The organism is Litchfieldella anticariensis FP35 = DSM 16096, from assembly GCF_000409775.1.
Taxonomy (GTDB): Bacteria; Pseudomonadota; Gammaproteobacteria; order Pseudomonadales; family Halomonadaceae; genus Litchfieldella; species Litchfieldella anticariensis.
The window spans coordinates 269,646-289,003 of record NZ_KE332392.1; the positions used below are offsets into that span (position 1 = coordinate 269,646).

The 19,358-nt window shown below is 58.5% G+C and carries 22 protein-coding genes; 10 read left to right on the plus strand and 12 right to left on the minus strand.

The window, feature by feature from the left end:
- Together L861_RS16805 and L861_RS16810 are read right to left on the minus strand one after the other, a co-directional pair.
- Positions 1-657 (minus strand): TIGR04282 family arsenosugar biosynthesis glycosyltransferase, encoded by a 657-nt coding sequence (locus tag L861_RS16805; protein WP_016417836.1) that lies wholly within the window; start codon positions 655-657, stop codon positions 1-3.
- Entirely contained in the window at positions 647-1,339 is a 693-nt protein-coding gene (locus L861_RS16810) for a TIGR04283 family arsenosugar biosynthesis glycosyltransferase (RefSeq protein WP_016417837.1), read from the minus strand. Before L861_RS16810 ends, L861_RS16805 begins: the two co-directional genes overlap by 11 nt.
- Before the next feature lie 213 nt (positions 1,340-1,552).
- Here L861_RS16810 and L861_RS16815 point away from each other — a divergent pair, with 213 nt between their 5' ends.
- The 10 genes from L861_RS16815 (at position 1,553) to L861_RS16865 (ending at position 11,286) form a co-directional block, all read left to right on the plus strand.
- The gene (locus L861_RS16815) at positions 1,553-1,867 is read left to right on the plus strand and encodes an EthD family reductase (RefSeq protein ID WP_016417838.1); all 315 of its coding nucleotides are present in this window, start codon (positions 1,553-1,555) and stop codon (positions 1,865-1,867) included.
- Between the two features lie 22 nt (positions 1,868-1,889).
- The gene (locus tag L861_RS16820; protein ID WP_021029217.1) at positions 1,890-2,672 is read left to right on the plus strand and encodes a YiiX/YebB-like N1pC/P60 family cysteine hydrolase; all 783 of its coding nucleotides are present in this window, start codon (positions 1,890-1,892) and stop codon (positions 2,670-2,672) included.
- Between the two features lie 157 nt (positions 2,673-2,829).
- Positions 2,830-3,609 (plus strand): c-type cytochrome, encoded by a 780-nt coding sequence (locus tag L861_RS23695; protein ID WP_016417840.1) that lies wholly within the window; start codon positions 2,830-2,832, stop codon positions 3,607-3,609.
- A 92-nt stretch (positions 3,610-3,701) separates the two neighbouring features.
- On the plus strand, positions 3,702-4,403 hold the full coding sequence (locus tag L861_RS16835; RefSeq protein WP_016417841.1) for a DUF6969 family protein: 702 nt from the start codon (positions 3,702-3,704) through the stop codon (positions 4,401-4,403).
- 351 nt (positions 4,404-4,754) lie between these two features.
- Positions 4,755-6,269, plus strand: a complete 1,515-nt coding sequence (locus L861_RS16840; RefSeq protein ID WP_035568645.1) for an NfeD family protein — start codon at positions 4,755-4,757, stop codon at positions 6,267-6,269.
- Between the two features lie 44 nt (positions 6,270-6,313).
- Positions 6,314-7,096 carry a slipin family protein gene (locus L861_RS16845; protein WP_016417843.1) on the plus strand — a complete coding sequence of 261 codons (783 nt, stop codon included), beginning with the start codon at positions 6,314-6,316 and terminating at the stop codon, positions 7,094-7,096.
- A gap of 38 nt (positions 7,097-7,134) precedes the next feature.
- Positions 7,135-8,010: a DMT family transporter gene (locus L861_RS16850; protein WP_016417844.1), complete on the plus strand. Its 876-nt coding sequence runs from the start codon at positions 7,135-7,137 to the stop codon at positions 8,008-8,010.
- A 382-nt stretch (positions 8,011-8,392) separates the two neighbouring features.
- Positions 8,393-9,883, plus strand: a complete 1,491-nt coding sequence (locus L861_RS16855; RefSeq protein ID WP_016417845.1) for a SulP family inorganic anion transporter — start codon at positions 8,393-8,395, stop codon at positions 9,881-9,883.
- A 115-nt stretch (positions 9,884-9,998) separates the two neighbouring features.
- Positions 9,999-10,853 (plus strand): universal stress protein, encoded by an 855-nt coding sequence (locus L861_RS16860; RefSeq protein WP_016417846.1) that lies wholly within the window; start codon positions 9,999-10,001, stop codon positions 10,851-10,853.
- A 73-nt stretch (positions 10,854-10,926) separates the two neighbouring features.
- Positions 10,927-11,286 carry a RidA family protein gene (locus L861_RS16865; protein ID WP_016417847.1) on the plus strand — a complete coding sequence of 120 codons (360 nt, stop codon included), beginning with the start codon at positions 10,927-10,929 and terminating at the stop codon, positions 11,284-11,286.
- Here the strand turns inward: L861_RS16865 and L861_RS16870 are convergent.
- From L861_RS16870 to L861_RS16910, 10 genes are all read right to left on the minus strand, one after another.
- Positions 11,283-11,897, minus strand: a complete 615-nt coding sequence (locus tag L861_RS16870) for a hypothetical protein (protein ID WP_016417848.1) — start codon at positions 11,895-11,897, stop codon at positions 11,283-11,285. The two genes, L861_RS16865 and L861_RS16870, sit on opposite strands and share 4 nt — an antisense overlap.
- A gap of 103 nt (positions 11,898-12,000) precedes the next feature.
- The gene (locus tag L861_RS16875) at positions 12,001-12,693 is read right to left on the minus strand and encodes a LolA family protein (RefSeq protein WP_016417849.1); all 693 of its coding nucleotides are present in this window, start codon (positions 12,691-12,693) and stop codon (positions 12,001-12,003) included.
- A 70-nt stretch (positions 12,694-12,763) separates the two neighbouring features.
- On the minus strand, positions 12,764-13,429 hold the full coding sequence (locus L861_RS24270; protein WP_330217786.1) for a 4'-phosphopantetheinyl transferase superfamily protein: 666 nt from the start codon (positions 13,427-13,429) through the stop codon (positions 12,764-12,766).
- Positions 13,366-13,809, minus strand: a complete 444-nt coding sequence (locus L861_RS16880) for a hypothetical protein (RefSeq protein ID WP_016417850.1) — start codon at positions 13,807-13,809, stop codon at positions 13,366-13,368. Before L861_RS16880 ends, L861_RS24270 begins: the two co-directional genes overlap by 64 nt.
- Before the next feature lie 73 nt (positions 13,810-13,882).
- Positions 13,883-15,142 carry a beta-ketoacyl-ACP synthase gene (locus tag L861_RS16885; RefSeq protein WP_016417851.1) on the minus strand — a complete coding sequence of 420 codons (1,260 nt, stop codon included), beginning with the start codon at positions 15,140-15,142 and terminating at the stop codon, positions 13,883-13,885.
- Positions 15,142-15,867, minus strand: a complete 726-nt coding sequence (gene fabG, locus L861_RS16890) for a 3-oxoacyl-ACP reductase FabG (RefSeq protein ID WP_016417852.1) — start codon at positions 15,865-15,867, stop codon at positions 15,142-15,144. Before fabG ends, L861_RS16885 begins: the two co-directional genes overlap by 1 nt.
- The gene (locus L861_RS16895; protein ID WP_016417853.1) at positions 15,864-16,358 is read right to left on the minus strand and encodes a hotdog family protein; all 495 of its coding nucleotides are present in this window, start codon (positions 16,356-16,358) and stop codon (positions 15,864-15,866) included. The genes fabG and L861_RS16895 overlap by 4 nt, the downstream gene beginning before the upstream one ends.
- Positions 16,351-17,544 carry a beta-ketoacyl-ACP synthase gene (locus L861_RS16900; protein WP_016417854.1) on the minus strand — a complete coding sequence of 398 codons (1,194 nt, stop codon included), beginning with the start codon at positions 17,542-17,544 and terminating at the stop codon, positions 16,351-16,353. The genes L861_RS16895 and L861_RS16900 overlap by 8 nt, the downstream gene beginning before the upstream one ends.
- Positions 17,529-18,095, minus strand: a complete 567-nt coding sequence (locus tag L861_RS16905) for a DUF3261 domain-containing protein (protein ID WP_016417855.1) — start codon at positions 18,093-18,095, stop codon at positions 17,529-17,531. Before L861_RS16905 ends, L861_RS16900 begins: the two co-directional genes overlap by 16 nt.
- The gene (locus L861_RS16910) at positions 18,096-19,358 is read right to left on the minus strand and encodes an NAD(P)/FAD-dependent oxidoreductase (protein ID WP_016417856.1); all 1,263 of its coding nucleotides are present in this window, start codon (positions 19,356-19,358) and stop codon (positions 18,096-18,098) included.

Genomic DNA, 19,358 nt, shown 5'->3' on the forward strand with positions numbered 1-19,358 from the left:
TCAAGCATAGCCGTTTGGCGGCTCTTTGCATGACAGCACCCATCTCTCGACATCTTCCGGGCGATCGACATCCCATACTTCGGCAGGACAGACAATGTCCCAGTCCAGTTCCTGTGCACGTTGACGAGTCTGGGACATGACATGTTCGGTTCCCCAATCGATATTCTCGAAAAGACGAATGTTGGAATGGTGTGTACCGACCAGGGCATAGCCACCATCTTGTGCTGGAAGAAATACGCCATCGGCGTTTTGCAGGGCCCCCCAGCAGTGTGACAACAGGGCAGGTGACAGCACCGGGCAATCGCTGCCAATGACGAGGCCCGGTCCCGGCATGGAAAGAAGGGCGTGGTGAATGCGTAACCCCAGGTCTCCTTCAGGCTGAGGTAGTAACGCGATGCCATGATGCTCTGCCAGCTCCAGGAATAATGGGTGCGCATGGTCCAAGGCCGTCCATAGCACGATGCGTTCCGCCGAGGTGGCCTTGAGCGCAACCACCAAGGTCTGGCGCAGTAGCTGTTCGTGCAGTTGAGCGGCGTCTTGCTCACCGAGGTAAGGAATCAAACGTGTCTTGACCCGCCCCAGCAATGGCGCTTTGGCCAGGATGGCGAGAGGAAAATCGTCAGGTGCCTGGAGGTCATCGAACCTTCTATCGAGCATGCCGGTACTCCTTGACCAGTTGACGGCTATCGGCGCCGCGCCAGTAGCGGTAGCGCAAACGCCACATCAGCCATATGGTGGACCATAGGCCGTGACCCTCCCAGCGACGGGCGGAACTGACTACGCGTGAGTGTAGGCAGGCCGGGCGTGACAAGCGTTTCAGACGCTTTGAAATTTCGATGTCTTCCATCAAGGGTTGTTCGGGAAAGCCTCCCACTGCCTCGAAGGCACGACGCGTCATGAACAGTGTCTGATCGCCCGTGGCGATGCCGCTGAGTCGCGAGCGGACGTTCATGGCCAGGGCGATCACCTTGAGCATACGGTGATCTCCTTGGAGCCGGATATCGAATCTCCCCCATTCACGGTTACCGGCGAGTGCCTGCCGAATTTCATCAAGCGCTCCATGGGGGAGGCGAGTATCGGCATGCAGGAATAGCAGGATGTCACCTTGGCTGGCCTGTGCTCCTACGTTCATCTGCAGCGCGCGGCCGGGAGCACTGGACAGAGCATGGGAAGCCAAAGGAGCGGCAAGCGCCAAGGTATCGTCGCCGCTTCCTCCATCAACGACGACGACTTCCATGTCGTCTTCTCCGAGCGCATGCAACTCGCCAAGCTGGGCTTCGATGCTTTCGGCTTCATTCAAGGTTGGAATGATGATGCTGATGAAAGAAGAGCTACCCATATCGAGTCCCTGCGAAATTTCATTTAGTCGTGCCAATGTAGAAAAGCTTACAGCGAATAGCCTATGCGTAGTGAGTGCCGCATGTGTAGCGGTTGCTGCGAGGTTTTCGACTTCTTGAAGTAAGGAAAGCCTGGTCAGCAAGACAAAGAAACACCATGGATAATTTGCTAAAGATGATTGCTTAGGCTCCAGAATAGGGAAAAGGTGGAGAAGATGATAGACATTTTGGTGATGTATCCGAACAGGGATGGGATGACGTTCGATGAGGGCTACTACTTGAACCATCATATTCCCTTGGCCATGCGTTTGCTTGATGACTATGGGTTGAAGTTCATTCGAGTGGCCAAGGGTGCCGAGCACGATTCCCCCTTTTATCTTGTGACGTACATGGGGTTTGAGACCAAGGAGGTGTTTAATAAAGCGATCGATGAAGTCGGGAGTGAAATATTCGAAGATATTTCCAAGTTCACCAATGTTGAACCTTTGATCCAGGTGGGAGAGCCGGTGGTGAATGATCGTATGCCGTAGCTAATGTACAGGAGTGGCGAACATGAACTCGCTACTGCATCATATAGGATATGGCCTTGGCTGTTGGTTGACATGCCCGAGACCGCAATATGACACTTTGCCTAACTATCAACCCGATAGTTTATTAAGATGCCTGCGCCCAGGAGATGTACTTTTGGTCGAGGGTACATCAAGGATCAGCACGGCAATCAAGTATCTGACCCAGTCTTCCTGGTCGCATGCCGCACTTTATATCGGCAATTCAAGGTCAGGTGACTCTCAAGGTGAGCGCAGCGGTGAATTCATCGAAGCGGATGTCGTGGAAGGGATCAGGATCGTCGATTTTGACGAATTCAGAGGCTATAACCTGCGTATCTGTCGCCCGGTAGGGTTGCGCAAGGAAGATATCGAAGCAGTAGTCGAATTCGCGTGTCAGCGTATCGGCTATCAATATGACTTGCGTAATATCTTCGATTTGGCTCGCTATCTTCTGCCCATTCCTCCCGTGCCGAGTCGTTGGCGGCGACGCATGCTGGGGCTGGGCAGCGGCGAACCGACACGAGCGATATGCTCGACATTGATTGCTCAGGCTTTTCAGTCCATCAACTACCCCATCCTTCCCGATCACATGTGGCAAGACGATGAGTCGCTTTGCCAGGGGTGCAGAAGAAAGATTCTGAAAAAACGACATCATACGCTGTTCACACCAAGGGATTTCGATTTTTCCCCATATTTTCTGGTTATCAAGCCCTTATTGGAAACCGGGTTCACTCCTTATGCCTTGGCTTGGGAGGCAGAGATCCTGAGCGGGGAAATCGAGGAATGATATTCAATAAATAAATATTTATATTCCTAAGTGTAATTAAAAGAAAGAAACTTGTGTGTAAGACATCCATCATCGCTTTCTACCAAAGAGTGACGCGCAACGGCGAGGCGTCTTCCTGATAACCCTCATCTCTGACAATAACGATGGAGTGAAAGCCATGAAATTCAAGAAACGCTTCCCCTTCTCTTGTACCAGCAAGACGGCGTGTACCTTGGCGGGGGCTTTGTTGGCCATATCGATGGGTGGGGTTGCGCTACAGTCTGTGGCAGCCAGTGGTGAAACCAATCCTTGCGCCGGGGGCAACCCTTGCGCCGTGATGCAGACTTGTGGAGCCAACCCCTGTGCTGAGAAGAATCCATGTGCCGGGGCCAACCCCTGTGCCGAGAAGAATCCGTGCGCTATCAAACAAAAATGTGGCGCTTGTAGTCCTTGTGGCACTAATCCCTGCGCTGAGAAGAATCCGTGTGCCGGGGCCAACCCCTGTGCTGGGAAGAATCCGTGTGCGGCGAGCGGCTGTGGTGCCTGCAATCCTTGCGAAGCGAGCAGCAAGAACCCCTGTGCCGTCAAGCGACCCGATGGCTACTCCCCACGCTATAGCGAGTCGGAGGGAAATGCTGAAGCCTTGATCGCTCAAGGTAAGGATCTGTTCCAGGATACAAGTCTGAGCACCAACGGTATGTCCTGCTCCAGTTGCCATGGGGCCGACGGCAACCAGGGCTATCAAGCCACTTTCGGCCAGGCGTATCCCCATCAGGTGGCCATGGGGCAGAACATGTATGGCATGGAACAAGTACACGCCGACGAGATGGTCCAGATCTGCATGCTCACTCCGATGGCAGCGGATACCCTGGCCTGGGATTCGGATGAGTTGGCAGCACTCTCTGCCTACGTTGTGGAGTTGCAGCGGCGTGAAGCGGGAGAATCTCATAGCCTATAACACGCACCCTTTGACGATTGCCATAATAGCGGGCATGGGGGAGCCCATGTCCGCAGGGGCGTGTGCCGTGGATTTCTTGGCAGGAGATACCTATGTCTTCATTCGAAGCGTTTGCCATCGGTGAGCCTGTTTCGACCCCGAGTCTGGAGGGTTATTCCCGGGAGCAATTGCAAGCCATGGCAAAGGCTGCACGGGAGGCTCTTGACTGCCAGCGAGTGTTGAAAAAAGTCGGTCTCAACCTGGTCGGCGAGATTCTCAAGGGGCAGGGCAAGTTCGTACAGTTCAATCATTATCCCGACGGGGATGTCTACGACCGCGAGACCGGTGGTCAGTATTATTACCATGCTCACCGCGAAGGTGAACATGGGCACTTCCATCTGTTCAATCGGCCATCCAGAGACAACCAGCCGGGCAAGGTCAAGACACCTACCCATCTGATCGCGATCTCCATGGATGCCTGGGGACTGCCGATCGGATTGTTCACCACCAACCGTTGGGTGACAGGTGAGAAATGGCGCCGCGCCGACAAGACGCTGGCGTTGGCCGATGCTTTCGAGATCGACCATGCCTGGCCATCCTGGCCGGTCAATCGCTGGATCACGGCCATGTTGCATTGCTATCGCCCTTATCTGGAAGTGTTGCTGGCGCATCGGGATCGTGAGATCGAACGCCTACGGGCATCGCAAGACGATGTGTTCGAGAATCGAGACCTGGAAGTGATCGGTCAACTGCCGATCGACTTGCCGAACTGGTCGAAGCAGTTGGAAGAGACCTTGTCCCAAAGGGCGGCATGAACGTTCGTTTGCATTGGCAGTCATGTTAGGGCTTTGCTGATCTGCAGTCTGCAAGGTATCGGGGCGTATGCAGGGGGCGCTAAGGCAGTGCCCCCGTATACGCTTGGCGGCAGGCCTGCATTGGCGTTGGAAGCGCGTGGTGCAGGCAAATCGTAAAACCCCAAATCTTATCTATCTTTATGAGATATATAACGATGAATAGGGCCTGATGGCGACAGGAAAGTATCGCTATCGTGGCTGTGCCGAAGCATCGATCCGGCACTGCGCGGGTCATACCTACAGGGAGGAGAGAATGACGTCTCCTTGGCTCGCATCGCACAGAACGAAGGCCATTGTCGTGGGGAGCGCATCATGGGCACGTCCGATACCGGTATCCGGGGCAAGATCTTGGCCGTCTGCAGTTTGCTGTGCCTGGTATTGGGAGTGGTGCTGGCGTGGCAATCCTGGGCGCAGGATGACGAGCGACGCCGTGCGCTGGTGATGACGGTCGACGGCGCGATCGGCCCCGCGATCAGTGATTATTTCCAGCGGGGGCTGCGCGAAGCCGATGAGCGTAATGCCGAGATCGTCATCGTGCAGATGGATACGCCAGGCGGACTGGATGCCTCCATGCGCGACATGATCAGTGCCATGCTGGGATCTCCCGTGCCCGTGGCCATCTATGTCTCGCCCAGCGGTTCGCGTGCAGCCAGTGCCGGCACTTACCTCATGTATGGCAGCCATGTCGCGGCGATGGCGCCCGCCACGCATCTCGGCTCGGCGACACCGGTACAGATAGGCGGTGGCGGTGGGTCACCCTTTGGGGGTGGTGATGAAGAACCTGATGGCGGCGGGAGTGACGAGGGGTCTGGCGAGGAAACTTCCCAGGGCGAGGGGAACAATGGCGGTAACGAACAGGCTGGTGATGAGCAGGCTGCCGACGAAGAGCAGGCCAAACCCAAGGCGTCACCCCGGCGTGGTGAAACCGCTATGGAGCGCAAAGTGCTCGAGGATGCGGTTTCCTATATCCGCAGCCTGGCCGAACGTCATGGTCGCAATGCCGATTGGGCCGAAGCGGCGGTGCGTGAAGCGGTCAACCTGACGGCCAACGAAGCGTTGGAGCGCAATGTCATCGACGTGATGGCGCGTGATATCGACGATCTGCTGACCCAGATCGATGGCCGTGAAGTGGTGATGGAGAGTGGCGAGCGCACGCTGAAGACTCAGGATTTGGCAATCGTGCGCTTCGATCCCGACTGGCGTACCAAGCTGCTGGCGGTGATCACCAATCCCAACGTGGCCTATTTCCTGATGATCATCGGCTTCTATGGCCTGATTTTCGAGCTTTCCAGCCCGGGTAGCCTGGTGCCCGGCACTATCGGCATCATCTGCCTGTTGCTGGCGCTATTCGCCTTTCAAGTGTTGCCGATCAACTTTGCCGGGCTGGCACTGATCGTGGCTGGTCTGGGATTGATCGTGGGGGAGGCGCTGATGCCCAGCTTCGGTATCTTGGGGATCGGCGGCATCATTGCATTCGTCATTGGCTCGGTGATTCTCATGGACGCGGAAAATCTCAGAATTTCCATCCCGCTGATCGGGGGGATCGCCCTGCTGGCGGCGATACTCATGTTGTGGACCATGACTCGCTTCATGGGCCTGCGCAAACGCAAGCCGCGAACCGGTCAGGAAGAGCTGATCGGCGCGCGAGCCGTGGCCGTCAGCGATTTCCAGGGCGACGGACGCGTCAGGCTGCATGGTGAACTATGGAGGGCGCATGCCGCCATGGAAGTCCGCAAGGGCGACGAACTGACAGTGGTCGGTATCGATGGACTGACAGTCGAGGTCGCGCCCGTGGACGAGGCATCACGATCCAGCGAGTCACCGTAGTCGCCGAGCAGTCAATCTCAAGCCAAGGCAAGGAGTTGTGAGCCATGATGATTTCCTATCTCGTGCCACTGGTACTGGTGATAATGTTTCTGGCGGCTTCGATCCGTATCCTGCCGGAGTACAAGCGTGGCGTCGTGTTCTTCCTCGGGCGTTTCCAGGCCGTCAAGGGGCCGGGTTTGTTCATCATCATTCCCGGAATCCAGAAGATGGAAGTGGTCGATCTGCGCGTGATCACCATGGACGTTCCCGAACAGGATGTGATTTCTCAGGACAACGTGACCGTGAAGGTGAATGCGGTGCTGTATTTCCGGGTGGTCGATCCGGAAAAAGCCATCATCCAGGTCGAGCATTTCGTCAACGCCACCAGCCAACTGGCGCAGACGACACTGCGTTCGGTACTCGGCAAGCATGATCTCGATGAAATGCTTTCCGAGCGCGATAAGCTCAACGACGATATCCAGGAGATCATCGATGCCTCGGCGGAAGGCTGGGGGATCAAGGTTGCCAACGTCGAAATCAAGCATGTCGACCTCGACGAGAGCATGATCCGTGCCATTGCCCGCCAGGCTGAGGCGGAGCGTGAGCGGCGTGCCAAGGTGATTCATGCCGAAGGTGAGCTGCAGGCCTCGAAGAAGCTGGTCGAGGCCGCCAATATCATGTCAGAGAATTCAGCCGCCTTGCAGTTGCGCTACCTGCAGACCATGAGCGACATGAGTAACAAGAACGCCTCGACCATCGTTGTGCCGCTGCCCATCGACCTCATGGAGGCCTTCCGGCACATGGGGCCGGCAAGGGGAACGAGCGACAAGGGTTCCTCTCAGGAGTGAGTAGTCGCATCCTTTCCCACCGTCAGCAGGGAGTACTGATGACTGCTGGCGGTGCGTTGATCATTTCCCCCGATGCCCTGCTGATCAAGCTGATCGCTCTGCCCGATACCCAGATCCTGTTCTGGCGAGGGCTGCTCACTGCGCTTGGCTTCGTGATCATTGTGTTCGTGCGCAACGGTCGTGGTTTCACGATGGCCTATCGGCGTTGCGGCTGGACTGGCATCGGCGTAGCGGTCCTGTTCTCTTTCTCGACCTTCGGCTTCGTGCTTGGCAATCAATACACCAAAGGCGGCAACGTGCTGATGATTCTGGCCGGGGCACCGTTGATTGCAGCACTTCTGTCACGAATATTCCTGCACGAACGGCAGCCGCTGCGCACCTGGATCGCCATCGGCTTATGCATGCTGGGCACCTCGCTGATCGTGATCGACGACGCCGGCACAGGTTCCTGGCTGGGCAACGGCTTCGCGCTGCTGGCGGCTGTGGCCCTGGCTGCCAACTTCACCCTCTGCCGTACCCGGCCGGGAGTCGACATGAGCCCGATGCTGACGCTGTCGGGAGTGCTGGTGGCGTCGATGGCCGCCTTGGTCGGTGGCGCAATCGACGGCCTGGCCTGGCCGCCGGTGGAGAGTGCCTTCCTGCTGATACTGCTGTGCCTGGGCCTGCTGCCACTAGGGTTCACATTGATCCAGCGTGGCCCCTTGTATCTGCCCGCCACCGACGTGGGACTGCTGATGCTGATGGAAGTCGTGGTTGGCACGCTGTGGGTATGGTGGATCCTTGGCGAACGGCCGGCCCCCATCGCTATGCTCGGTGGAGCTCTCGTACTTGGCACCCTCTTCGCCAAGGGATTGATCGAGCGTCGTCGAGAGCGGCGACTGAGACTCGAGGGTGCGGGTGAAAGGCTTTCCTGATAGAATTCGTTGCTCGTGATAAGACCGTGGTGCGACGAAAGTCGAAAGCGGCATTTGTCCTCAGACGAGCAACGGGATTCGACCTACCGTGATTGGTGACACTGCATACCATGCGCCCCTGACTAGGTGCACTCCGCCCTAGCGCATACCTTCCTTTCTTCGTGGTAATGGTTCCAAGACCTCTCGCCAGGTCTTCATGGAAGCGTCACCACCTGGCATCAAGCTGATGTCATCGCGCAAACCGGGTTACTCAAACAGTTTAATGCTTGGCTGGCAGTGCTGCCCTCGCATAGAGAGGCATCGCTGAACGAGTCTCGCACCCTGTTGCCGTTTTATCCCTGGCGCCTTCGGGCATGACATGGACCTTCGACTGGACCGCAGAATGATACGATCCATCAAGCAAGACTGGTTTTCCAATATCAAGGGTGACACCCTCTCCGGCATCGTCGTAGCACTAGCATTGATTCCCGAAGCTATTGCCTTCTCGATCATCGCTGGCGTCGATCCCAAAGTTGGCCTTTACGCTTCTTTCTGTATCGCCGTCATCATCGCTTTCACCGGCGGGCGACCGGGCATGATCTCGGCAGCCACCGGCGCCATGGCGTTGCTGATGGTGACCCTGGTGCGCGACCATGGTCTGGAGTACCTGCTGGCGGCAACGCTGTTGACGGGGGTGCTGCAAATCGTTGCCGGCTACCTCAGGCTGGCCGACCTGATGCGCTTCGTATCGCGCTCGGTGGTTACCGGTTTCGTCAATGCTCTGGCGATCCTGATCTTCATGGCCCAGTTACCCGAGCTGACTGGTGTGACGTGGCATGTGTATGCCATGACCGCTGCCGGATTGGCCATCATTTACCTGTTCCCCTATTTGCCGGTGATCGGCAAGAGCGTACCGTCGCCGCTGGTGTGTATCGTGGTGCTGACCGTCGTCTACATGGTGTCGGGTATGGAGATCCGCACCGTGGGTGACATGGGGGAACTGCCCGATACGCTGCCGGTATTCCTGTGGCCGGACGTGCCGCTCAATCTCGAGACACTGATGATCATCCTGCCCTACTCGGTAATGCTGACCGTGGTGGGGCTACTGGAGTCGATGATGACCGCCACCATCGTCGACGACCTGACCGATACGCGCAGCGATAAGAACCGTGAATGCAAGGGGCAGGGCATCGCCAATATCGGCGCCGGTCTGCTGGGCGGCATGGCGGGATGCGCGATGATCGGTCAGTCGGTGATCAACATCAAATCCGGTGGCCGCACGCGTCTTTCCACCCTGGTTGCCGGCGTGGTGCTGCTATTGATGGTGGTATTTCTCTCCGACTGGGTGTCGCAGATTCCCATGGCGGCTCTGGTAGCGGTGATGATCATGGTCTCCATCGGCACCTTCAGTTGGAGCTCGATACGTGACCTCAAGAAGCATCCGCTCTCCACCAACATCGTCATGGTGGCTACGGTGATCGTGGTGGTGGCGACGCACAATTTGGCGATCGGTGTGTTCGTCGGGGTGCTGCTGGCGGCGATGTTCTTCGCCAACAAGGTGGGCAACATCCTCTATATCGGCTCGCGCGAGATCGAGGAAGGTCGGGGCCGCGAGTATCAGGTGGTGGGGCAGGTGTTCTTCACTTCCTCCACACGCTTCATGGAAGCCTTCGACTTCAAGGAAAGCGTCGAGAAGGTGATCATCGACCTGTCGCGGGCACACTTCTGGGATATCACTGCCGTCGAAGCCCTGGATCGGGTGGTGATCAAGTTTCGTCGCGAAGGCACAGAGGTGGAGATCATCGGACTCAACGAGGCCAGCGCGACCATCGTCGACCGCTTCGCTGTTCACGACAAGCCCGATGCCGTCGAGAAGCTGATGGGTGGCCACTGAGCCTGATAGTGGGCATAGTGATTCAAGGTACTCAGCACCGGCACAATGTTGTAAAACAGAACATTGGTACTGGTGCCGGTCTCAAAGAAAATAAATGCCAGCAAGGAAAATGATGATGACCGATCAAGTGATGGCCGCCATCGATGGTTCGCAGTTCTCGACGGCGGTATGCGACTACGCCGCCTGGGCCAGCTTGGCGCTCGGTGCGCCACTGACCTTCTTGCACGTGGTCGACAACCATCCGCAGACAGCCGAAGCCGATCTATCCGGCAACATCGGCTTGGGGTCGCGTGAGCATCTGCTGGAAGAACTGGCATCGCTGGACGAAAAACGCGCCAAGCTGGCCCAGGAGCAGGGCCGGTTGATGCTGGATGCCGCCAAGTCGCGTGCCATCGAGGATGGCATCAGCGAACCGGGGATCCGACAGCGCAACGGAGAACTGGTAGAAACGCTCAGCGAACTGGAAAACGACATTCGCCTGCTGGTGATCGGCAAGCGTGGCGAGATGGCGCATCAGGCCAGCGAACACCTGGGTTCCAATCTGGAGCGGGTGGTACGCAGCCTGCATCGACCGATCCTGGTGGTGCCTGAGACCTTCGAGCGGCCTCAGCGGGTGCTGATCGCCTTCGATGGCAGCAAGACCACGCGCAAGGGCGTGGAGATGATCGCCAGCAGCCCGCTGTTCAAAGGTATTGCCGTGCATGTGGTGACGGTCGGGGCCGAGGTGGCGGATATGCGCTCCCAACTCGACTGGGCACTGAAGACGCTGAGCGATGCCGGTTTCGAAGCGCATGGCGAGATTCGTGCCGGTGAAGTCGAGGAGAGCCTGCGTACCTATCAGCAGGAGCATGACATCGATCTGCTGGTGATGGGGGCCTACGGCCATACTCGAATTCGTCATCTGCTGGTCGGTAGCACCACCACGGCCATGTTGCGCAGGGCCAGCACTCCGGTATTACTTCTACGCTGAACAACTTCTGCGCTGAACAATGTATCGACTGTTCAGATATTGAGTCACTCGCAAATGGAGACAAGGAACTCACATGACCATCATTCGACATGATGCCCAGGCGCGCATGAGCCGCGCCGTGATTCACAATGGAGTGGCCTACCTGTGTGGTCAGGTGGCGGGGCCTGAGGCTCGATACGGTGATATCACCGCCCAGACCGAAAGCATGCTGGCGCGAGTGGATGCCCTGCTCAAGGAAATCGGCTCCGATCGCGAGCGTCTGCTGTCGGCAACGATCTACTTAAAGGATGGCGATGACTTCGCCGCCATGAATGCGGTATGGGATGCCTGGGTCCCGGAGGGTCACGCTCCCGCGCGGACTTGTGTCTGTGCGCCGATGCCCGCCGATGAGTTGAGAGTCGAGATTACCGTCACGGCGATGGTGCCTGCCTAGCCCGCTTTTTCCTCATCGACGGAAAGTCGACGCGGCTGGTGGCGCAGAAATGCCGCCAGTCGCTCATCCTCGCACTCTCCTACCTGACAGAGTTGGCTGGCAAGCTCAGCGTACTGACGCAGGATAGGGTCGATCAAGCGCATGCGAGTCGCATCGCCTTTGGCTTCTTCGGCTTCGTTGGCCAACCACTCGAACAATCTTCCTAGTCGCGCAACGTTGGGGTCACCGCGGCCAGTATTGCCGCGCAAGGCGTCAATGGCCAAACAGCGTAGAACGCTACGTTTGTTGGGATCCAGACTTTCCTTGTCGAGCAGGGCTTCGGCCTGATGCACGAAGCGTTCCATGAGTTGTGCCGTTTCCGCGGCACGTAACTGACGATGTTGGGCTTCGAGGCTCGAGGCCAATACCTTGTGCTGAGTGCGTAGGCCACTGATCAGTGCAGCCATCATGATCAACAGGCTCATGACGGCTGCCAGGGCAAGCGCGAAGAGACCTAGTGGTGCCAGATGTTCGGGGTTGAGTGGCCAACCGAGATCGCTGGCGGCAATTCCCAGAGCGCCCATAGCGAGCGTGACGACAACGATTAACATGATAACGGTTGTGGATGGCATCCCTGAACTCCTGGTGCTTCTGATGAAAAACGTGGCTGAACGGGTAACGGGTTATCGGCAAGACGATGGGATATCTGAAGCCTGAGGGTCGAGAATAACGTCATTATTCCTCGCCGGGGTCTTCATCCCCACTATCCTTGCCTGCTTCGCTATCTCCATTTCCTTCGCTATCGATGATGTGGTCGAACTGCTTGGTAAAGAATGGCTGCAAGGCGATTTCGTCCACGGGATACTGATCCTCTAGCCGTACGACCAGTTCATCACCGTTGGCAGCCCGGAGGGTGATCTGCTCAAGGTATTCCTTTCCTTCTAGCGTCAGTGTACCGAGCCAGGTTTCCATGGGCGGGGCCAGTGGAGTCAATTGAACCTGCCACTGCTCGGGTTCCCCTTCCAGGGTGATGTGATAGTAATTGGAAAGTGCTGGCCAATTGCCGCCAATCAGGTCGACCAGTTGCTGGGCGAAGGCAAATCGCTCGGTCAGCAACATGAAGTCAGTTCTTTGTTCCTCATCCTCAACGTTCTCGGCAGGCGTAGGCACGATATCGACATGGAACACCAACGTCGTGTCCACGGGAGTCTGCAGCTGCCAGATCACTTGCCGGTCGCGCTGATAGAGGAAATGTCCTTCGCTGTAGAGGCGTGTTTCCTGGTCGGCCAGCCAACTGCGTTGTTCGAACTGACCTTGAATGGTGGCAGGCTCGGCTAGGCGGGCTTGTAGCGCTTCGAGGTCGAAAGCCAGAACGGGCGTGGCGATATTCAATAGCAGCGCTGCGGTGATGAGCTTATGCAAAATCACTGTGTTTCGAAACAAGCTGATGTCATCCAGAGGTGGAAGCGTTCATCCTAACCTTAGCGGGGAGCTTTTCTCATGCCCATATGAATTTGGGCAAGGAAAGAGTAGGACGAGTATGGATGAGAAGGTCTTCGGTAAATGATGTTACGGCCAACGTCCAATTCGGGGTTTGCCATAACCAGGCATGTGCATCTCCTCGTGGAGCCAACCGCTGCAAGCGAGTGGCAAACACACTGCTGGGTGCCTCCCCCTGGAGAGAGGAGAGCTTATACAACGCTTCGTGCAGAGTCCATGCCCGGTAGAAAGCGGCTTGGGAATCGCTTGCGAGGAGGATAGAGCGTCGGACCTCATGTTCTGGCAGTAAATCGATGAGTGCTGCCAGGCGCCTGGCATGCCGAGTACGGGTATGCTCCAGATCAATTCCAATAGGCAGGGGAGCAAGACCGGCGATGACTCTGCCATCACGATGGCTCAGGCTTGCCTGCCAAGGTGAGGGAAGCGCCGGGTGCTTCGGCGGGCCGCTTCCTCGAGGTGACCAGCCATCCAAAGGGCAGTCGAACCCATGTTGCGCCGCGAGCCGGGAGAGCAACTCCCGACCCAACTGCGATAGGTAAGCCCCGCTGCTACCAGCGGGGGCTTGTGCCAAGTGCAAGTCGAGGCGGGCTGCCATCTCGGTCAATGCAGGGTAACGACATCGCCACGCAAGGCGACTCCCGCCATCAGAGCACCGGCATGACATTCGTACTCGGTGCGTGACGTCATGGGATGGCGTTTGTAGAAACTTTCGATGTTGATGACCGCATTGCCGCCTTCGGCCTTGACGCGGTCCTGAAGGCTGATCAGGGCTGAGAGCATGACCCATCGACAGGCTTCTTCGTCGGTCTTGTTGAAGGCGTTGGTCTTCTTGTTGGTGACGAAATTGCCGTGTTCAGCCACGACTTCTCCATGAGGGGTATCGGCAAAGAAGAAACGGATATTTGGATCGAGTCTCTCCCTGGCAGCAGGAGTATTCATCGCTTCTTCAATGGAAAGCATGTGTGTGGTATCGCGTGCGTAGCTAGCCGTGGTCAGCAGTAGGGCGCCAAGCAGCATACCGAATGAAAGCAATCCCCTGATCATTTAGCGTTCCTTCTTCTTACTTGATTTTATGGTGTCGCTGGTACGGCACCGTGAGCGGCACATGATAGTGCCATCATGGCCAGCGGCGGAAAATCAACGAAGTGTTGATGCCGCCAAAGGCAAAGTTATTGCTCATCACGTACTCGCAGTCGATGCGTCGTGCTTTGCCGCATAGGTAGTCGAGATCCGCGCAAGCGTCATCGGGCCGGTCGAGGTTGGCAGTGGCATGGAACCATCCTTCGCGCATCATCTCGATGGCGACCCAAGCCTCCAGTGCGCCGCAGGCCCCCAGTGTATGGCCGGTGAAGCTCTTGAAGGCACTGATCGGCAGCTTGGAACCGAATACGGCATGCGTGGCATGACTTTCGGCGATATCGCCACGATCGGTGGCGGTACCGTGCGCACTGACGTAGCCGATCTGCTCCGGCTTTAGTCCAGCGTCATCGAGTGACTGGCGAATGGCCCGTTCCATCATGTTGGCGTCTGGTTGGGTGACGTGGCGACCATCGCTGTTGGTGCCGAACCCAACCAACTCGGCGTAGATGGTGGCTCCGCGAGCCTTGGCGTGCTCGAGCTCTTCGAGAATCAGGGTGCCGGCACCTTCACCGATTACCAGGCCATCGCGCTCGGCATCGAAAGGACGCGGCGAGGTATGCGGGGCGTCGTTGCGGGTGCTGGTGGCGAACAGCGTATCGAAAACGGCGGCCTCGGAGGCCGATAGCTCCTCGCAACCGCCGGCGATCATTGCTGTCTGACGGCCGAATCGAATCGCTTCGTAGGCGTAGCCGATGCCTTGGCTACCCGATGTGCAGGCACTCGAAGTGGTGTGGATGCGTCCACGCACGCCGAGGAACACACCAATGTTGACCGGTGCGGTGTGAGCCATCATGCGGATATAGGAATTGGCATTGAGCCCATCCGTCGACTTGTTGATCAGCATGTTGCCGAAGTCAGCCACCGCGTCGGGCTCTCCCGCCGATGCGCCGTAAGCGATTCCCATCTGGCCGCTACCCAAGAGCGGAGAGTCGAGCAGCCCCGCATCCTCCAGCGCCAGCTCGCTGGCACGGGTGGCCATTTGCGCTCCCCGCCCCATGCTGCGTAGCGCACGACGGTGATAGTGATCGGGCAGCATGAAGTCGCTGACGGGAGCGCCAAGGCGTGTGTTGAGGCCTTCGTAGCTTTTCCAGTCATCCATGTGGCGAATACCACTTTCCAAGCGTTCGAGACGAGCACGTATGTTTGCCCAGTCATTGCCGATTGGTGAAAAGCCCGCTATACCGGTGACCACCACCCGGCGACCGAGTCCATCCTTGCGTAGCATGTCGCCTGGCATCAGCACATTCCTCCATTCACAGCGAAAACCTGCCGGGTGATATATCCGGCATCGCACGAGCACAGGAAGCCTACCGTGGCGGCGACTTCCTCGCTGGTGCCGGTGCGGCGCATGGGGATTAGCTTGAGGGCTTCCTCGGTGACCAGGTCGTCGGTCATGTCGGTGTCGATCAATCCTGGGGCGACGCAGTTGACCGTGATTCGGCGCTTGGCCAACTCTACCGCCAGGGCTTTCACCGCACCGATCAGGCCGGCCTTGGCGGCGCTGTAGTTGACCTGGCCGCGGTTGCCCATCAACCCCGACACCGAGGACATCACTACGATGCGACCCGGTGCGCGCCGGCGAATCATCGGCATGACCAAGGGCTTGACCACGTTGTAGAAGCCATCGAGGTTGGTGTGGATGACGCTGTCCCAGTCTTCGTCGGAAAGCGCGGGAAAGGCGCCATCGGCGGTGATACCGGCGTTGCAGACCACCCCATAGTAGGCGCCATGTGCATCGATATCGGTTTCGATGGCATGTCGTGCCGCTTCGCGGTCAGCGACATCAAAGCAGATTACGCGGGCGCCGCGCCCTAGGGCGCGGATGTCGTGGGCGACCGCTTCGGCGGCCTCCTTGCGGTGACGGCAGTGCAGCACAATATCGAAGCCATCCCGTGCCAGGCGCAGGGCAATGGCACGACCGATGCCGCGGCTCGAACCGGTGACTAGAATGGTATCGGTCATGGGTTGCTCCCTTGTTGAATGTCCTCCAGCGCTTGTCGCGATTCGGGCTGAAAGACGTTGAGCGTGGTGGTGGCGAGTTGTTGACCGTCGCTGTCCAGCAGGCGCCCGCGAAAGGCCCCAAGGCCGTTGTCGGCACGGAAATCGAGTTCGACTTCGATGCGAATCGGTTGCCCGAAGGCGAACTTCGGTGTCTGGCATTGATAGCGTCGGGTGCCGAGCAGAAAGCCGATTTGCGGCGTCCCCCCTTGGTTTACGGCCTGCACGCCGGCCCAGGCGGCAACGGCCTGGGCGAGCCATTCGAGTCCCACCCAGCCAGGTATGCCCTCGGTGGTAGCAAAGAGGTCGTCGCGGCTTGGGATGACTTCGGCATGCAGGTACTCATCTCCCACATCGAGCAGAGTGTCGAGCAGGCACATGCCATGACGATGAGGCACGTAGGGGGCAATGTCGCAGGGCAGGTCGAGCCTTTGTGATGTCGGGAAATCAGTCATGAAAACGTTCCAACAGCAAAGCGATATTGTTGCCTCCGAAAGCGAAGGCGTTGCTGAGTGCACGTGTGCCGTCATGTTTCGTAGCCGAGGCGTAGGCCAGTAGTGGTAGCTCTGCGTCGGGCTGGTCGTCATAGACGTGTGGCGGCAACCGCCCGGTATCCAGGGCCAGCCAGCAGAAGGCGGCTTCCAACGCCCCGCAGGCACCCAACGTATGGCCGGTCAGGGCCTTGGTCGAACTGCATGGCAGTGTGTCGCCGAAAACATGAGCGACGGCTAGGGCTTCCATGCTGTCGTTCTGGCGGGTTGCAGTACCGTGCAGGTTGAGATAATCGATGGCCGAGGCTGGCAGCCGGGCCATGTCCAGCGCTGCCTGTATGGCCGCGATGGCTCCCTGGCCGTCGGGGCGTGGCGCGGAGATATGATGGGCATCGCTAGTCTCGCCATAACCGCTGAGCTGGATACCGCCCGTTTCGGCGGTGACCAGGAACAAAGCCGCTGCTTCCCCCAGGTTGATGCCATCGCGGTTGGCCGAGAAGGGCTGGCAAGGGGTATCGCTGAGCGCTTCGAGCGAGGCGAAGCCATTGACGGTCAGGCCGCAGAGACTGTCTGCACCACCGGCGATCACCGCATCAAAGGCGCCGCTCGCCAGTGAACGCTTGGCACTGGCCAGGGCTCGGGCGCTCGATGTGCAAGCAGTAGACAGTGTGTAGGCAGGCCCCTCGAGACCAAGCCGTTCAGCGACGAAACATGCTGGAGAGCCTATTTCATGGCGTTGGTAGCGAAAGTCTAGTGGCCAGTCACCTTCCCGTTGGCGTTTGGCCAAAGCCATTTCGGTTTCACCTATGCCTGAGGTGCTGGTACCGAGGATCACCCCGATGCGTGCTTGTGGGTGCCGCTGGCGGTAGGCGTCAAGTGTCGGCTCGAGCCGCTCCAACGCCGCGGCTAGCAACTGATTGTTTCGGGAGCGATGCACCACTGGCAAGCTGCTGATATCGGGCAAGGGGGAAGTTACCCGTCCCAGCGGCAGTGGACGCCCAGGAGTAAAGGCGTCGTCATACACCAGACCGCGATGCCCGTTGAACAAGGCCTTGGAGATCGTTCCCAGGTCGTCGCCCAGGGGACAGACCAGTGCCGGAGGCAAGAGACGGCAGGGTTGTTCCTGTATGGGGGTCAATCGGCTGGGCATGAGGCTGCTGTCCGGTTGGCGTCGTCGTCAAGTGGTGCGATATACAAGCGATAATCACCCTCGAAGTCATCGATGATACGGCATTCGGCATTGCCCATGATGTGAGCGATGGTTCGACTCCGGTAGCGGATGGTACGCTCCTCGCGATCTTCCACCAATGACCAGTCGGTCCTGTCAAAGGCTCGAGTCAATGCTGACGATGGCCACAGGCTCCAGGCCAAGCGACTGGCTAGCCACTCGGCCGAAAACGGTGGGTCGAACGATGTGTCGGGAAGGAAACGGGCACCATGGTCGTCATGCACCAAGGTCAACAGGCGCTGGCCTTGTGGGCTCAGCATGGCCAAGCGTAGCGAACCATCATCGTGGCGCAAGACACCGATCAGTTCATGACGCTGGCCCTGATGGTCGAACGTCAGGCGTTGCATCCGCGTACCCATCTCGGGCAGTGCCGCCAGCTCAGGAGGCGGGGCGTTGGCTGGTTGCCCGGCACAGCCGATAAGCTGTGCAAAGATGGCCGTCAGCAACGCATGGCGAAGAAAGGGACGTCGCACCTATCGAACCTCGCTGATGGCAGAGGAGGCATCGTCGGTGCACGCCTCAGCCAGACTGTTCAGCCGCCGGCGGCTGGCGGCAACGAAGGGGTTACTCTCATCCCAGGCATAGCCTGCCAGCACCGAACTGATCATTGAGCGGATGCGTGGCGTCTGTTGCGCGTTGAAGATGATGCGCGGCAGACGACCGTCGTACCAAGCCTCGACGAATTCGCGGAAGGTGGCCACGCCGCGCCGCAGCGGCTGTTCGAACTGGCTATCCCAATCGATTCTTTCGCCGGAGAGCTGACGCTCGACCAGGGGCGCGGCGCGCAGCGCCGAGTCCAGGGCGATGGTCACGCCCGAGGAAAATACCGGGTCGAGGAATTCACCGGCATTGCCCAGAAGGGCGAAGCCTGGGCCGTGTAGTCGAGTGACATCGGCGGAATAGCCTTCCAGGCGGCCGATGTCGCGAATGGACTCGGCATTGGTCAGCAGTTCGGCAAACCGAGGTTCGGCACGGATCAAGTGCCATAGACGTTCGTTATCGTCGGCGCCGGCAGATTCCAGCGCCGCTCTATCGCCGACCACGCCGAGCGAGGCGCGCCCCTGCCGGAAAGGGATCAGCCAGAACCAGATGCCAGGATGCTCGGGGTGCAGGCCGATCAGGATCTTTTCACGATCATGATGTGGGCAGACAATGCGATCCTCGATATGGGTGAACAGCGCACAGCGCGGCTCCAAGACCGAGGGCCGGGCGAGACCGGTGAGACGTGCCAGGACGCGACCATAGCCACTGGCATCCAGTATGAAGCGGGCACTGAGCGAGCGTCGCTCATCTGTCGTGTCAACCAGCGTGAGGCATGGCCGGTCGTCGTCGGCGATGAAGGCCTCGACGCGGGTATCGAATTCGACCTCGGCACCGGCCTGGCGTGCTCCCTCTATCAGTCGCAGGTCGAAATCGGCGCGTTCGACCTGCCAAGTGGTGTCGGGGCCAGGGCTGAACTTGTCACGGAAATCGATGGCGGTGTCCTGGCCTCGCCAGCTAAAGGCAGCGCCGTTCTTGGGCTGAAAGTCGCCGGCCTGTGCGGCATCGAGCAGGCCGCAGTCCTCAAGATGTACCATGCATTGCGGCAGCAGACTCTCACCGATGGAAAAGCGCGGAAAGCGGCTACGTTCGATGACCCGGACATGCAGGCCACGCCGGGCGAGCCAAGCGGCCGCGGCGGCGCCGGCAGGGCCTGCGCCGATGATGGCGACATCGGTAGTGTCATTCGATTCCAT

Excerpts from the sequence above, each read along its gene's own strand:
- L861_RS16860 (WP_016417846.1), top strand. The coding sequence starts at position 9,999 with ATGACCGATCAAGTGATGGCCGCCATCGATGGTTCGCAGTTCTCGACG.
- L861_RS16865 (WP_016417847.1), top strand. The coding sequence starts at position 10,927 with ATGACCATCATTCGACATGATGCCCAGGCGCGCATGAGCCGCGCCGTG.
- L861_RS16845 (WP_016417843.1), top strand. The coding sequence starts at position 6,314 with ATGATGATTTCCTATCTCGTGCCACTGGTACTGGTGATAATGTTTCTG.
- L861_RS16885 (WP_016417851.1), bottom strand. The coding sequence starts at position 15,142 with ATGCCAGGCGACATGCTACGCAAGGATGGACTCGGTCGCCGGGTGGTG.
- L861_RS16850 (WP_016417844.1), top strand. The coding sequence starts at position 7,135 with ATGACTGCTGGCGGTGCGTTGATCATTTCCCCCGATGCCCTGCTGATC.
- L861_RS16895 (WP_016417853.1), bottom strand. The coding sequence starts at position 16,358 with ATGACTGATTTCCCGACATCACAAAGGCTCGACCTGCCCTGCGACATT.
- L861_RS23695 (WP_016417840.1), top strand. The coding sequence starts at position 2,830 with ATGAAATTCAAGAAACGCTTCCCCTTCTCTTGTACCAGCAAGACGGCG.
- L861_RS16810 (WP_016417837.1), bottom strand. The coding sequence starts at position 1,339 with ATGGGTAGCTCTTCTTTCATCAGCATCATCATTCCAACCTTGAATGAA.
- L861_RS16835 (WP_016417841.1), top strand. The coding sequence starts at position 3,702 with ATGTCTTCATTCGAAGCGTTTGCCATCGGTGAGCCTGTTTCGACCCCG.
- L861_RS16880 (WP_016417850.1), bottom strand. The coding sequence starts at position 13,809 with ATGATCAGGGGATTGCTTTCATTCGGTATGCTGCTTGGCGCCCTACTG.
- L861_RS16840 (WP_035568645.1), top strand. The coding sequence starts at position 4,755 with ATGGGCACGTCCGATACCGGTATCCGGGGCAAGATCTTGGCCGTCTGC.
- L861_RS16900 (WP_016417854.1), bottom strand. The coding sequence starts at position 17,544 with ATGCCCAGCCGATTGACCCCCATACAGGAACAACCCTGCCGTCTCTTG.
- L861_RS16855 (WP_016417845.1), top strand. The coding sequence starts at position 8,393 with ATGATACGATCCATCAAGCAAGACTGGTTTTCCAATATCAAGGGTGAC.
- L861_RS16805 (WP_016417836.1), bottom strand. The coding sequence starts at position 657 with ATGCTCGATAGAAGGTTCGATGACCTCCAGGCACCTGACGATTTTCCT.
- fabG (WP_016417852.1), bottom strand. The coding sequence starts at position 15,867 with ATGACCGATACCATTCTAGTCACCGGTTCGAGCCGCGGCATCGGTCGT.
- L861_RS16815 (WP_016417838.1), top strand. The coding sequence starts at position 1,553 with ATGATAGACATTTTGGTGATGTATCCGAACAGGGATGGGATGACGTTC.
- L861_RS16820 (WP_021029217.1), top strand. The coding sequence starts at position 1,890 with ATGAACTCGCTACTGCATCATATAGGATATGGCCTTGGCTGTTGGTTG.
- L861_RS16910 (WP_016417856.1), bottom strand. The coding sequence starts at position 19,358 with ATGGAATCGAATGACACTACCGATGTCGCCATCATCGGCGCAGGCCCT.
- L861_RS24270 (WP_330217786.1), bottom strand. The coding sequence starts at position 13,429 with ATGTCATGCCGGTGCTCTGATGGCGGGAGTCGCCTTGCGTGGCGATGT.
- L861_RS16870 (WP_016417848.1), bottom strand. The coding sequence starts at position 11,897 with ATGCCATCCACAACCGTTATCATGTTAATCGTTGTCGTCACGCTCGCT.